Source organism: Haloarcula sp. CGMCC 1.2071 (assembly GCF_037078445.1).
Classification (GTDB): Archaea; Halobacteriota; Halobacteria; order Halobacteriales; family Haloarculaceae; genus Haloarcula; species Haloarcula amylolytica.
Map to the genome: position 1 here is coordinate 1 of NZ_JAYMGY010000012.1, position 14596 is coordinate 14596.

Genomic DNA, 14596 nt, shown 5'->3' on the forward strand with positions numbered 1-14596 from the left:
CCGTATCTCCGAGCCTTTCAGCTCCGCTGTGAACTCTACAGAAAACCAGGTGACGAAGCGCTCAAACATGCTCTCAACGCCGCCCTCTAAAAATCAACAACGTGCTTCACAAGAGCGTAAGTCAAAAATAATGATTTCCCACTACCGTTCCCCCAGTTTTGATGCCGTCACCAGGGTCCATTTGACGACACCGATGGAGCGAATAGTCTGTTTTTCACTGTATACGCGGTCGTTTTTATTAGGCTCCCCAAACACAAGTCTGGTATGACTGTTTACGAGAGTGATCTTCCCGGTGTTGGGAAGAAATTCGAGGTTGAGATCGGGGACGAACAACGACTCGTCATCGTCACGCACAACACCGGCAAGCGGGAGGTATTCCTCAAGGCCACAGAGGGTGCTGATTCCGAGAAACTGTTCGAACTTCCTGACCGCCTGGCTCGTACTGTTGGGACTATTCTAGAGGGTGCTCATTTCCAACCGGTCCAATCCGAACAGGTCGAGACCATGCTCGCAGAGGGTACGTTCATGGAGTGGTACAACGTCGACGACGGGTCGGAAATCGCCGGCCAAACGCTGGCGGACGCGCGTGTCCGGGAGCGGACGGGAGTGTCGGTTGCTGCCATCGAGCGGGATGGCTCCGTCATGCCATCACCACAGGCGGATACGGTCATCAAGGCTGGTGACACGCTCGTGGTCATCGGCTCCCAGGAGGACCTGCAGAAGTTCGATTCGTTCGTCTCCAACGACGCCGCTAACTCAGAGTGACTCCATGGCGAACGAACTGGAGGTGATGTGGTGTGGTCAGTGAAGTGGCGCTTTTCGAACTCGGAGTGTTATTTGCCGCGGTTGCACTCGTCGGTGGTATCGCCAGCCAGTTCCGGCAGTCGGTCATCCCGTTCTATATCGGCGCTGGCATCCTTCTCGGTCCAAATGTTGCCGGGCGACTCGGTCCTTACGCGCTTGACGCGACCGAGTTCGTCGAACTGGGAGCCGAACTCGGCATCGTGTTCCTGCTGTTCTTCCTCGGACTCGAGTTCAACCTCAATCGCCTGCTCGCCAACCGGAGCCGCATCGGCAAAGCCGGGACGGTCGACCTCGTCGTCAACTTCGGGGGCGGGCTGGTGCTCGGGTTCGTCCTCTTTCGGGCGTTCCTGCCGGCGTTTCTGGTGGCGGGAATCGTCTACATCTCCTCGTCGGCTATCATTACGAAATCCCTCATCGACATCGGGTGGATCGCCAACGATGAGGCCGAACCGATGCTGGGGACGCTCGTCTACGAGGACCTCGTTATCGCGGTGTACCTCGTAATTGCCTCGGCACTGCTGCTCGGGGGCGGTGATATCGGGGCGGCTGTCCAGTCGATCGGAGTTGCACTGGGTGTCATCCTCCTCTTGCTGGTAGTCGTATGGTTCGGCACGCCGTTCTTCCAGCGTGTGCTTGACGCTGATTCGCACGAATTCGTCGTCCTTCGAGCCGTGGGAATCATTGTTCTCACTGCCGGTGCGGCCCTTATGCTTGGCGTCAGTGAAGCAGTCGCTGCCTTCTTTATTGGCATGGCCTTCTCCTCGACCGAACACGTTGAACAACTGGAGCGGCTACTCGAACCGATTCGGGACCTCTTTGCGGCTGTCTTTTTCGTTTGGATTGGCCTCGTGACCGATCCGCTGGTGTTCGCGGGTGTGCTCGCACTCATCCTTGTCGCTGTCGTACTGACGGTCCCGACGAAGTTGGTGAGTGGGTATCTCGGCGGTCAGATATACGATCTGACTATCCGCCAGTCACTCCGGGTCGGACTCGGAATGACTACTCGGGGCGAATTTTCACTTATCATCGCTACGCTGGCACTTTCTGGTGCGGGAACCACACTGACTGATACAGTTGCCCAGACAATCTATGCATTTGCCGTCGGCTATGTCCTAGTTATGAGTATCATCGGAACGATGTTGATGCAGTATTCGACTCCGATTGAGGGGGCTATTGTCCCCAGACTTTCAGCAGCCCTCTCCGACTCTTCCGCTGAGAACTAATCGGAAGCCCCCATTATTTCAACCACATTCGGAAGAAATGATTATATATCAGTTGTTCACTTTCATTATAGTTCTTGGGATGATATTGGGGAGCCAGTAATGCCGATACTGGTGGGTTGTTGCATGGAGCGCACGCGCTTCCTCCCACCCGTAAACGGTGGGCTTCCGCGCTGTTACCGCCGTGATCGGGGATAAAGACGATTAGATCAATCCGTTGGGCGCCACACACCACCTAATTCGTGGCGCTTGTAATCCTCATAACTTCCATCTTGGAAAAGCGACATCCGTCCGTCTTCTTCGCTGAGTGTGATAGCTGCAACGACCTCTGAACGAATCGAGACTTCAATGGCGCTCAGATGCTTTGTTCCCATCCAGTCGGCATAATCAAGCGGTGTGTCTTCGTCGACGTCACTTTGGCTTTTGATTCGGACCATCTGCTCTTGGATGGTGCCGTCCGTGCTGATGATAACAGCACCATCACGTGTGAACCCAACTGTGCGTGCCGCCTCGACGAGTCTATCAAGATCTTCCGACACGACCTGACAGGTTTCGGTCGGCCACATATTCTCGCCTAATGAGTCAGCATATGCCCCGGAGTGGACCCCAGTCACGATAACGAAATACAATCCAGGGCCGCGGATGTGCTCTTCCTCCCACCGATCGAAGCCAAGGCTGATGCTCTCGACCGTATACATGAGAAAATCAATCAACTCCCTCACTGTGGTGTATTCGACTCGTAACGGATCCGGGTCTGTCATGAGAATTCGTATCCTACATTCACTGGTCTACTGTAATAAGAGCGGTCGGTTACGGATTGACAGCAAATTCAGGTATCGACCCGAGATTGGGTCGGCGGGATTGGGTCGGTCTGTGGCGCAATCATCGGCCTCAGAGAGACTCACACCCATCGAACAGTAGGAGTAGATAACCTTCAGGTGGTGAGTTCTAAGACTCTATTGGTGAGACGTCGAACTGCTTTCTGAACTGCTGGACTGCCTCATCGGAGCCGACGAGGACAATGTGCTCGGTTCCAGTGAACTTCCGTTGTGGATCAACCGCGCTGGTGAACCCAGACTCGTCCTCGATAGCGATGACGCGACAACCCGTTTTTTCGTAGATGCCTGACTTGGCGAGTGTCGACCCAGCCAGTGGTGTGGCGGGAACACGGAGTAGCCGAATCTGACTCGCTGGTGCAAGGACGTCCTCGCCGCGGAGTTCCCTGGCGACCATTCGAGCACTCACCCGTGGAACCGACAGAACGTAGTCCGCTCCAGCGCTGAGTGCTTTCCGGGTCGCATCGGTGTCACTTACCCGAACGAGGATTTCGATATCCTGATTCAACGACCGAGCTAACACGGTTGTCAGTAGTGCCGCAGAGTCATCCGGCAGACCAATAATAATAGCACCGGCACTCTCGATACCCGCTTCAGCCAAGATTTCGTCAGATCCGGAATCACCCACGACATCCACGCCATCTCGGTCTTCGATATCAATCGTCACGGTATCAAGCCCTCTCTCTGACACAACGTCACGTGCAGCCTGGCCGACTTCTCCCTGTCCGGCAACGATGATACGCTCGTGTTTCCGGAGCGTTCGGGCCGGCTGGGTAAAGTCACTGAACGCCTCCAGGGCATCGTGGGCGCCCGTGACGAGCAATACCGTATTCGAGCGGATAATCGCATCCGGGTGAGGTGGGAGTTGTAGCTCCCCGTCGATCCACGCACCGATGATATTTGCGCCGGTCTCTTCCCTGATTTTCGAGTCTCGGATTCGCGTCCCGATGAGTCGGTTCCCCTGCTGGACTGGGACTTCTGTGACCTCTATCTCACCGCCGATATCAATTGTATCCGTCAAGTCCGAACTGAACGAGGAGATAGCCTTTTCGGCGAGTCGGCGACCGAGAACGCCGTGTGGTGACAGCACGGTATCGGCGCCCGTATCCAGCAGGATATCACGCATATCGCTGTCGTCGGTAAGGGTGATGATTTCGAGGTCCGGGTCGATCGAGCGCACTGTCAGAATAGTGTTGACGTTCGCATCACCGGCATCTGTAATGACGGCCCGTGCGGAATCGATGCTGGCTCGTTCGAACGCCGACGTATCCTGCGGTGAGCCGTCAATGACGGAGTACCCGTCGTCAGCGAGTTCCTTGGCGTGCTCTTCGGACGAGGAGATCAGGACATACTCGATGCCGAGCTCTCTTAGCTCGTCGAGTAGTACGGCCGAATCCCGACGGTATTCACAAATAATGACGTGGTCCTGCTTGGAGGTGAGACGATTGTCAAGATTGACCTCTGCACCAGTAAACAGCGGGATGATGATGAGCCGGAGTGTAAAGAACCCGAGCGCGATGCCGGAGATCTGTGTCGCTGCAACGAACAAGAACATCAATGGATGGCTCCAGATACCCGAATCTTGGCCGTATCCAGTCGTCGTCATTGTCTGGACGATAAATTCGAACGACGCGAATATCGATTGGTTGACCCCCTCTAATTGTGCCAGCGCGAAATTATACGTGACCGTATAGACAACAATCAATGCAGCGAGCCCGGTGAGATAATAGGTGACGAGGCGGTCTCGCCGAGAAAGCTGGATATTAGTCAGTCGTTTCAGAGGGTCAACCATCGGTGGGTGCTACCAGTATAGTTGTTATGATTTGAAAAGAGTACCTGATACTATTTCAACTTATATAGTCTTGGGTATACTCAATGGCGGATGTGAGCCCTCGTGGCAGGGCCACTGGCCACTCCCAAACAATCGTTAAATAGGCTCGTGAGGATCTCAGGTACCTCGACCCTGAAACCGACTTGTGACGTCCACCCCTGGGTTCATGCCGGTACTTTTTGTACCGCAGGTGGAATATTTGCTGGGTTACGATACGACCTGTTCTCTGAAGAAATATTCCGATAGCCTGGTCGAAAGCTGTGCGATGGCTGAACCGCACAGAAGTCGCCTATCGGTTATATATAGAATTCCAATCACTCGTGGTTGTACTCTGTCTTAATCTCTATAATGCTAGCCACGCATGAGATTCAGCACTTCATCGACCACGTCGGTTTCGACGGCGAGAATATAGCGCTCATCAGGTTCCAGCACCGTATCAGCTCCTGCGAGTTCCGTCCGGTCCGCCGTCGAGATCAGCAGGCTTCCGGACGGGAGCGAGATCTCGTCGAGCCGACGCCCCGCAACGGGGGCCGACGGGGCGACGCTCACCTCGATGATATCGAGCTCGGCAGTCGGATAGACAAGCGTCCGGATATCCTCGCCGGTCAGTATATCTGCCGCATAGTCGCCACCGAGGTACTCGGGTAGCAGCGTCGCATCCACCACCTCGTCGTACTCCTGCTCCGTCCCCGTCTCTGCCCTCGCAATGGTCTGAATCGACGGGGCGTACTGCTGGGCCTCCATACAGATTGCGAGGTTCGTGCCCGGTTCGTCGGTGAGCGCGGCGATGGCGTCGGCATCGGCCAGGTCGGCCTGCTCGAGAATCGACGGGCGAGTGGCGTCGCCGTGGATGACGGGGCCGATGTACGCGTCGGACAACGCCTCGACGCGCTCCTCGTCGGCCTCGATTAGCAGTACGTCGTGACCCTGATCCGCGAGGTTCTCGGCGGTCTGTTTCCCGACGCGCCCACCGCCGGCGATGACGAATCGCTTTGTTCGGGTCATTGCAGTATTGTTTAAAACGCGTCATCTTCAATGCCCCGGCAGTTCTAATGGGTCGAGAATACCACCTATTGTGCCTGGGACAGGCTATGATAAGCTTTTAAGAAATCCACTCACCGTTCTTACAATAGAAGAACTTACCTCGGTACTCAAATGGTCCGAACAGAGTGCATACAGCGTACGATGGATGGCACGCTGAATACAAACAGGACGCAATGAGTAAGAGCCAAACTCGGTCACCCGAGGCTGAACTCGGATTACTTGACGCGACGATGATCGGGATGGGAGCGATGATCGGGGCCGGTATCTTCGTGTTGACAGGGCTGGCTGCCGAAATCGCGGGTCCGGCAGCGATTCTCGTCTTTGCGCTGAATGGCGTCGTAACAGCGTTCACAGGACTCTCGTATGCGGAACTCGCCGCCTCGATTCCGAAAAGCGGCGGTGGATACGCCTTCGTACGGGAGATATTCGACGACTTTGCCTCGTTCATCATGGGCTGGATGCTCTGGTTTGCCTACATGATTGCGGGGGCGCTGTATGCACTGGGCTTTGCACCGAACTTTCTCGAACTGCTGCACGTTTACGGTGTGGTCCCGCCACCGGATCAAGTGGGTGCTGTCGCGGTTCCAGTCATTGACGCGGCGCTCCCGCTGGCCTTCGTGCTGGCGTTCGTGGCCGTACTCGCGCTCGTAGCGCTCAACGCTGTTTCGACGGCCGCCAGCGGCAGTGTTGAGACGATTTTCACCATCATCAAGGTGTCCATCCTGGGGGTGTTCGTCGCGTTCGGGCTCTCGTCACCGATGTTCTCCGGGGCCGAGTTCCAGCCGCTGTTCCCGCAGGGTAGCGGGGCGGCCGCGGTTCTACCGGCGATGGGGCTCACCTTCATCGCCTTCGAGGGATACGACCTCATCACCACCGTCACCGAGGAGGTCCAGAACCCGCGTGAAAACATCCCCAAGGCAATATTCCTCAGTCTCGCCGTGACGGTTGTCGTCTATCTGGCGGTCGTGACCGTCGCCGTCGGCACGCTCGGGGCCCAAGGACTGGCCGACGCCGGCGAGGCAGGCATCGCCACAGCAGCGACATCGTTCATGCCGACCGGATTACCGATTATCCAGAACGGTGGCGCACTCATCGTCTTTGGGGCCGTGTTTTCGACACTTACCGCCCTCAACGCGGTCGTCATCGCGTCGTCACGCGTAGCGTTCTCGATGGGCCGTGAAGGGCAGTTGCTCCCGTCAATCGGTCAGATTCACCACCGCTACGGGACGCCGTTCGTTGCAATCCTCACCAGCGCAGTCGTGATGCTCGGGTCAGTGGCACTGCCGACACAAAGTGCTGGCAACATGTCGAGCCTGTTTTTCCTGTTGTCGTTCATTATCGTCAACGTTGCCGTCATCAGACTCCGCAGGGAGCGCCCGAACATGAACCGGCCGTACGAGATGCCGTTCTACCCAGTGCCGCCACTGATTGGTATCGCGCTCAATCTGCTCTTGACGGGGGTGCTCGTGGAGTACCTACTCCGAACAGATCCATTGGCGCTGGCACTCAGCGTGGCGTGGATTCTGCTTGGAGCGCTTGTGTATTTCGCACTTAAACGGGTCAAAGGGCAATCGGACAGCAACCAGGCGGCTGCCGCCACTGAAATAACACCTGAGGCTGAAGACTACCCATGACTAGTGACCTCGATATTATCATCGCTGGCGGTGGACGCGTCGGTTTCCAGACAGCCGAGATACTCGCTGACCGCGGTCACGACGTGACGATTATCGAACGCGATGACCGGATTGTCTCGGATATCGCCGATCAATGGATAGCGACTGTTATCCAGGGTGACGCGACAAATCCGGATATCATCGAACAGGCAGGCCTTGACCGAGCAGACGCAATTGCCGCGCTCACGGGTGAAACAGGATTAAATCTCGCGGTCTGTTTAGCTGCCGCAGAGTTGACACCCGACATCCGGACGGTCGCGCGTATTGACCGCACAGCCGGTGAGGCCTACACCCGATTCGTCGACGCGGTGGTCTTTCCCGAACGGGCCGGCTCGAGAGTGGCGGCCAACGAAATCCTGGGTAGCGATGTCCAAACACTTGCCGACGTCACGGGCTCCCTCGATATCATGCTTATTCGCGTTGCTGACGGCGCTCCGGCCGCTGGGAAAGCACTCTCGGACGTACGCTTTCCCGAGGGAACCCTCGTCGTGTCCGACGCGAACGGTGAGCGAATCGCTCGTGCCGACACGACCTTGTCACCAGGGAGCAGCTACGTCGTCGCTGTCGAACCTGACGTGGTCGATGAGGTCATGAATTTGATGCGCGGCTAGTCAATTACCTCGGGTCAAGCCCCGTGGCATCCGCCTCGACTGCCTGTGAACCGTGGTCGGGCCTGTCCTGTTGCACAACTACCCACGTGATGTAGCCACTGGACTCACTGAGGTGACAGGGAAAACACAAATAAGCGCTGGGGAGCGTATCTTCGTACGTTATGCCGGAATCGCTCAACAGGGTCTTGATTCCAATTAATATGTCCGATTCAACATCTCGGTCTGAGATAGACACTCAGATAGTTCAATCATCAGAGGTTATTCTGCTCGGATACTGGCCAATTCCGGATCAATCGGCCCCCAGCCAAGTCCGTAATCAGTTCGAAGAGGAAGCTCAACAACGACTTGAGACAGTGGCAAGCCGTTTTACCGATGAGGGCGTTACAGTGCAGACTCGATTGGTATTTACAAATAATAAGGACCAATCAATCGATAGGGCCGCGAACAAGTACGAGTGTGAATCAATTCTCCTTCCGGGGACAACATCGCCCCCGTCAGAAACGAGACGTGGACTTGTTCTGGTGAAACCGAATGCCGATCTCAATCGGATTGTCACCACCCTTGGGGCCCTGTTTGCCGATAGTGACGTGGAACTTCTGCTCTTTCACGCCGCAACGAACGACAATGAACGTCTGTATGATGCAACAGAGTATATGCTCCGCGGCCTCGCAGATCGACTTGCGGAACTCGGTATCGATCCCGACCGAATCAAGTGGGAACAATCGACGAAAGGTGAACGGCTTGATGTAGTCATCTCGCGTGTTTCTGACTTCGATTTTATTGTCCTCGGCGAGTCCGAACCGTCAGTGCGAGAGCGAGTTTTTGGGTCTGTTCAAAAAACGCTTGCTGAAGAAACAGCCAAACCTCAACTCACAATCCGATCGGGTGTCTGAATTATTCTGATGGGGCACCCTCACTGCTGGCCGAATTCGTGTGTCAACTTGGCGGACCCTGAGGCTGTTAAAAACCGCTGAGCATGATTATCATCGCCAGTACTCGGTGTTTATGACAATTCAATAGGAATAGCCGTTTGGAGAGGAATCTGAGCCAGTTCCCGATCGCTTAAACATCCGAAAACACGCATTACAGTCCCGCTAAACCCGCTGTAGTCTCAACTCCCAACTTTACGCAGAAGTTGAGACCGGTGTTCTCAATGCATATGGAACTACCTACCTTCGATGGCTCCAGCTATAGTGTCTGCTCTACAAACTGCGACACAATGCGGTCCTCGGCAGTTCGAAGCCGATACGCTCTGTCGCGTTCCAGTTGCCGGTACTGGTGATGTGTGACACCGAGAGTGATACACTATCGCGAGGATGTGATTCCATCATATCGTACATATCCCCGATCGGAGAGTCACCAGTATTGAGCGGAGAATGGAACGGCGAGAGGTTGGTGGGGTTACCCCTCGTAGCCCTCACCCTCGATTGGGCCGCTAAACACGCCGTAGAGGAATTTGAAGTACCACAGTACCAGCACCAGGACCGGAAACCCGAGGACGGTCACGAGGTTCAGCGCTAGTGGCGACACGACCGCTTCTCTAACCAACAACCCGGTCGGCGGGTAAATCGTCGGGTACAGCAGAATTGCGACCAAGACCGTCAACAGTGTGGGCAGTGCCAGTGCGCTCGCGAGCCAGGCTCGGTACCGGCCGCGTCTGGCTAGTACGCTCCCGCTCAGCCCGACGGTGACCGAGAGAGCGACGACTGCAGCGACGGGCAGCGAGAGCACCGCGTCGGCAGCGCCGCCCCCATCGGTCAGGACGACGGTTCCCAGCAGCACGACCACACCGCCAAGGTACGCCACTGTCGCACCGATACCGTACGCTCGCAGTTCCGATGCCAGACCGGGCTCGGTCTTGGCTGCGAGGAACGCCGCCCCCGTGACTATCGAGACGGCGACTAGGCCGACGCCAGTCAACGCCACTGGTAGCGTCGCCTCGCCGAACAGCCAGCGACCCGCGAGCATCCCCAACAGGAGCGGCGCGAACACGCTCCCGCTGATGAACGCGTAGTCGGTGTAGCGCTTCCAGCGCTCGTCGTCGCGCTGCTCGCGGAGCTCCGGACCGAGGCCGCGGAACACCAACGCGACGACGAACCCGAGCGCGAGCAGATAGTTGTCCGCCAGCAGGCGCGAGTACACGCGCGGGAACGCCGCTAGCAGCATCGTCCCGAAGGCGACGACCCACACCTCGTTCGCGTCCCAGACCGGTCCAAACGCCGCCAGGAACGTCTCCCGCTCGCGTTCGTCCGTCCGGGTCGCATACAGCATGCCGATACCGAAGTCGAACCCGTCGAGGACGACGTACATCCCCAACGCGAACAGCACGGCGCCGAACCAGATCTCGGGCAGGGACTCGACGAGGTACGCGTCGACGGGCAACAGCGTGTCAGTCATCGCTACTCACCCACGGAATCGGGCCGTGCCAGCGGCCGCCACTCGACTCTCGAACGCCGAGTGACCGGAGCTCCTCCCGGACCAGCCACTTCAGGATGTACAGCGCAGTCAGCATCAGCCCGACGTAAAGCACGACAAACGCAACCAGAGTCAGTGTCGCCTCGGCCCCGGTGAGCGTCGATGACACCGCCTCGCTCGTCTTGAGTTCGCCCTGGATGACCCACGGCTGCCGGCCGATCTCGGTGACGTACCAGCCGGTGAGCAACGCAGCGTAGCCGAACGGTGATGCAGCGATCATCGCCTTCAGGTAGCGTGTGCTGTCGGCCAACCGGCCTCGGTACATGAGGAACCCGCCCCAGAGCGCGAGCCCGATGAATAGGAACCCGAGCCCCACCATGAAACGGAACGACCAGAACACGAGTGCTACCGGAGGGTTCTCATCATACTCGTTCAGTCCGATGACCTCGGCGTCGAAGTCCCCGCCACTGGCGAGGAACGACCCGACCGCGGGGAGGCTTACGGTGACGAGATTCTCGGCGCGCGGATCGGTGAGTGCCTCAGGTGACTTCGGAACCGCGAGCAGGTGTAGGTCGGCCTGCCCCGTCTCGTAGTGAGCCTCCATTGCGGCGAACTTCTGTGGCTGAGTGTCCGCGACGTGGCGGCCGTAGGCGTCGCCGTGGACCGCCTGAAACGGTGCGGAGACGATCAGGAGTACGACAGCCAACTTGAGTGCGGTGTTCCAGGCTTCAGCATCGGGCTTTTTCCAGACGATGTACGCCGAGACGCCTGCGACCAGCAGTGCGACCGAGATCACCGACGCGTTCATCATGTGAACGTACATCCAGGGCATTCGCGGGGTGAAGAACGCGGCGAACGGGTCGGTTAGTTTGGCGATTTCCATCCCGTTGCGGGTGACCATCTCGTAGCCCCGTGGGGTCTGCATCCAGGCGTTGACGATCAAGATCCAGAACCCCGACAGCCAAGCACCGAAGCCGACGAGTACTGACGAGATGACGTATGTCCGATCCTTGACTCGGTCGCGGCCGTACAGCAACACGCCAAGGAAGACGGCCTCTAAGAAGAACGCCATCTTCGCTTCGAAGGCCAGCGGGCCGCCGATCAGTTCTCCAGCCACCTCGGCGAACTGTGGGAAGTTTGTGCCGAACTGGAAGCTCATCGGAATACCGGTGACTGTACCCATCACGAAGCCGGCGGCGAAAACCTTCACCCAGAACGAGCGCAATCGCGCATACCGCCGCTCGTTCGTCCGCACGTCTTTCCAAGTGAAGTAGATGATAAACGGCGCGAGCCCGATCGAAAGAGACGCGAAGATGATGTGAACGGAAATTGTCCATCCGAACTGCATACGGCTCGCGAGTTCTGGTGAGAGGAACGTCACTAATCCTGGGTCGATGGCACCCAGTAGTGTGATTGGACTCATTGACCTTACGCTACGGCACAATAGCTTATGAGTAGCCCCACGGTTCCCACTTTGGAGCATTCACCACAACATTTTAATCAATAAGCCTATATTTCTTACATTATAGATTGGTATTATTATCTATATGCCAATGTTAGTTTGCGAAATAAGAAAAAGACGGAATTGGGTGTGTAGAGGCGACGATAACGAGATTATGGCGAACAAATCAATCACATGGACGCTCTTGTGGCGTAGACTGCTGGTGAGGATCTCGCACCTCGAGTGAGACCCCTGGGATTCCTCGTTCAACCGGTTTCGCCCCCAGTTCTGGATCGATTGATCGCGTAGTTCAACTCTTAGAAAATCACCAGGCGGCTCTCCACTAACAATCCCCTACCCAAGAGCGAAGCCCAGAATGCGGGTGTTGGGATTCCGCGTGAACCGACACGAAAGTCAGATACCGCCGGAACGAGCCTGGTGAGTCAGAACCGGACGATCGCTACGTGGCACGGGTTGAGACCCGTCGTTTCAATGCATATGGAGCTATCACCCTTCGATTGCCCCGATTAGAGTGCCTGCTCGACAAACTGCGACACAATTCGGTCTTCGGCATCCTCACAGAAGTTGAGACCGCCGCTCTCAATGCACGAGTTCAATCGTCTCCGTGTCATGAAGAGCGCCGGTGGCATCTCATGCGTGACCCTGCGATGATTCGTCTGCCGTCTGCAGTACAGGAGTGGCTGAAGCTACAGAATACATAAAGGGAATCACGGACCTATGCGGACAATAATAGTGTTGTATATCAAAGGTCAGAATTTGAGCGCAGTAGTTGAGACTTGTCGTCTCAATGCATACGGCATTCTGGCACAGTTCATAAATAGTATGAAGTCGTAGCCTTGGAGAGAACGATGGCACGAATTACCGGTTCCTACCCAGATGACCTCGACCTCCTCATTGAGGGTGCTGTCGAGGCTGGTGTATTCGGGGGCAAGAGCGATGCGTTGCGCGAGTTCGTGCGTGAATACTTCGAGGACCACGAGAACGAACGGATTGCAGCTGCGGTCGCCCTCTACGAACGCGAGCGGATCACACTCGGTGATGCTGCGAGACTCGCTGATGTCGACCGCTGGACGATGCGTGACATCCTCCGTGAACACGGTGTGGAACTTCGCCTCGGGCTCGTTGATGAAGACGACGCAGCCTACGAGGTAGAGGCAGCACGCGAACTCGAATTTGATGATGAGGACTCGTCTGATGAGGAGCCCCGTGCTAAATGACAGGTAACGATACCCCAGCGAACCCAAGCGTCTTGAATACGACTGTCCTCTCGAATTTTGCGTACATCGATCAACTGTGGATAGTTGCTGACCTTTCTGGAATCTGTACGGTACCAGTCGTTCGTGAGGAGCTCGAACACGGCGTTGCTAACCACCCATATCTTCAGGAAGCACTGGATACGCTTGATGACGAAATCCCAGTTGCGGCGATTTCGGATACTGTCGCAAACAGAGAAGCTGTTGTTGGGGGGCATCTTGATCCTGGGGAAGCACAGGCGTTCGCCCTCGCCGACGCACACGACGGTCAACTGCTGACAGACGACGGAGATGCCCGGTCGTTTGCGAAAGACCAGGGCGTGACCGTTGTGGTTCGGTTGGCGTTCTGCTGGCTGCAATCGATGCTGGGAGGATCGGCGAAGCTACTGCTGACGAGTGGCTGTCGAAGTGGATCGATGAGATCGGCTACTACGTCCCGTATCGAACGATCTCGGAGTATCGATGACGGGCTTGTTCGGAGTTCAAAACACCTGAGCTCGGACTCGGTAGCCCGAGGCTTTTGTTGGTTCCCTCAGCCGTGCGCTAGCACTCCCTGTTCGGCAAGCGAGCGGGATGAGGTTGGGCGGCTTACGTGCCCCGACCCAGACAGACGCACCAACCTGACTTGTGGTTGGGTTTTGTGAGTCCGGTAATTCGTATCAGTATCGTCGATCACCGGACCTTTTACAAAACACTCCAAGCGCAGTAGCTGTCTCTCCAGCACTGACGAATGCCGCCAACAGCGACCCCTAAACAAGCGGTCTTTCGAACTGTCCCATAGACTCCTCATCAAGACTGGCCAGTGTACGATTCGACGCCCTGGTACGACCGTTCTCACTCGACGGGTTGTAATCAGATATCCGGACTGTCTTGGAAACGTAGTTCAAACATGACGCTCATAACACAGTGACCCCTGTTTCTCTGTGCGCTCGTGTTGGCCCATTTCAGATTTGAAGGTCAGAACTGCTATAAAGGGTCGATCTGCTACGAGATACAGACGCTCTTTCGGGCAATTGTTCTGAAGGCATGTCGCGATGAGATTAGGAAACCATACTCCTCGCGTATATAGAGTGTCGTCCGGAACTGTGTGTTGATCTGGGTTTCGAGACCAACAGGAAGTGGTGCGTGAGACGTGATTCGAAGCAGTTCAGGCTCGTTGTTCCGTCTGAATATCTGTATTACTTCCATTCTAAACCCGCTGTAGTCTTATCTTTACTCCATTTTCGGAATATCGAAGCGCTACGAACGAACATCGATTTGCATTGGTCCGGATCTGAGAGATGAGAGAGTACGCTCTATGCGTTGCCCTCTAACTAGTTCGAGGCGAGATCAGCCTTCGACAGTATCTAAATACTTGTCTTAGTTGTAAATGCGGAATGAATAGGTCTTAGGAGTTAATCTAGCCTCTAAATCAACTTTTTCAGATATATATTGAGTCTGCCGATAA

11 protein-coding genes and 1 pseudogene are annotated in these 14596 nt (G+C 56.2%); 7 read left to right on the forward strand and 5 right to left on the reverse strand.

Annotation, left to right across the window (positions count from 1 at the left end; all coding sequences use genetic code 11):
• The first annotated feature begins 264 nt into the window (after positions 1–264).
• Together VI234_RS17105 and VI234_RS17110 are read left to right on the forward strand one after the other, a co-directional pair.
• Positions 265–765, forward strand: a complete 501-nt coding sequence (locus VI234_RS17105; protein WP_336330679.1) for a cation:proton antiporter regulatory subunit — start codon at positions 265–267, stop codon at positions 763–765.
• Positions 766–797: 32 nt separating this feature from the next.
• The gene (locus tag VI234_RS17110) at positions 798–2027 is read left to right on the forward strand and encodes a cation:proton antiporter (protein WP_336330680.1); all 1230 of its coding nucleotides are present in this window, start codon (positions 798–800) and stop codon (positions 2025–2027) included.
• Between the two features lie 206 nt (positions 2028–2233).
• Here the strand turns inward: VI234_RS17110 and VI234_RS17115 are convergent, their stop codons facing one another.
• The 3 genes from VI234_RS17115 to VI234_RS17125 all read right to left on the reverse strand — a co-directional run bounded on the left by VI234_RS17115 (position 2234) and on the right by VI234_RS17125 (position 5696).
• Complete coding sequence (locus VI234_RS17115; protein ID WP_336330681.1) at positions 2234–2785, reverse strand: DNA integrity scanning protein DisA nucleotide-binding domain protein; 552 nt, start codon at positions 2783–2785, stop codon at positions 2234–2236.
• A 187-nt stretch (positions 2786–2972) separates the two neighbouring features.
• Complete coding sequence (locus VI234_RS17120; protein WP_336330682.1) at positions 2973–4652, reverse strand: potassium channel family protein; 1680 nt, start codon at positions 4650–4652, stop codon at positions 2973–2975.
• 390 nt (positions 4653–5042) lie between these two features.
• The gene (locus VI234_RS17125; RefSeq protein WP_336330683.1) at positions 5043–5696 is read right to left on the reverse strand and encodes a potassium channel family protein; all 654 of its coding nucleotides are present in this window, start codon (positions 5694–5696) and stop codon (positions 5043–5045) included.
• Between the two features lie 212 nt (positions 5697–5908).
• Between VI234_RS17125 and VI234_RS17130 the strand changes: the two genes are divergently transcribed.
• The 3 genes from VI234_RS17130 to VI234_RS17140 all read left to right on the forward strand — a co-directional run bounded on the left by VI234_RS17130 (position 5909) and on the right by VI234_RS17140 (position 8912).
• Positions 5909–7369, forward strand: a complete 1461-nt coding sequence (locus VI234_RS17130; RefSeq protein WP_336330684.1) for an APC family permease — start codon at positions 5909–5911, stop codon at positions 7367–7369.
• Positions 7366–8019, forward strand: coding sequence for a TrkA family potassium uptake protein (locus VI234_RS17135; RefSeq protein WP_336330685.1), 654 nt, complete (start codon positions 7366–7368; stop codon positions 8017–8019). Before VI234_RS17130 ends, VI234_RS17135 begins: the two co-directional genes overlap by 4 nt.
• 161 nt (positions 8020–8180) lie before the next feature.
• Entirely contained in the window at positions 8181–8912 is a 732-nt protein-coding gene (locus tag VI234_RS17140) for a universal stress protein (protein ID WP_336330686.1), read from the forward strand.
• A 508-nt stretch (positions 8913–9420) separates the two neighbouring features.
• Here VI234_RS17140 and VI234_RS17145 read toward each other — a convergent pair.
• Together VI234_RS17145 and VI234_RS17150 are read right to left on the reverse strand one after the other, a co-directional pair.
• Entirely contained in the window at positions 9421–10416 is a 996-nt protein-coding gene (locus tag VI234_RS17145; protein ID WP_008308667.1) for a cytochrome d ubiquinol oxidase subunit II, read from the reverse strand.
• The gene (locus VI234_RS17150) at positions 10409–11857 is read right to left on the reverse strand and encodes a cytochrome ubiquinol oxidase subunit I (RefSeq protein WP_008308665.1); all 1449 of its coding nucleotides are present in this window, start codon (positions 11855–11857) and stop codon (positions 10409–10411) included. Before VI234_RS17150 ends, VI234_RS17145 begins: the two co-directional genes overlap by 8 nt.
• Before the next feature lie 887 nt (positions 11858–12744).
• Here VI234_RS17150 and VI234_RS17155 point away from each other — a divergent pair.
• Together VI234_RS17155 and VI234_RS21335 are read left to right on the forward strand one after the other, a co-directional pair.
• Positions 12745–13113 (forward strand): UPF0175 family protein, encoded by a 369-nt coding sequence (locus VI234_RS17155; RefSeq protein ID WP_336330687.1) that lies wholly within the window; start codon positions 12745–12747, stop codon positions 13111–13113.
• Positions 13110–13615, forward strand: a pseudogene (locus VI234_RS21335) (twitching motility protein PilT). The gene VI234_RS17155 and the pseudogene VI234_RS21335 overlap by 4 nt, the downstream one beginning before the upstream one ends.
• The last annotated feature ends 981 nt before the right edge of the window (positions 13616–14596 follow it).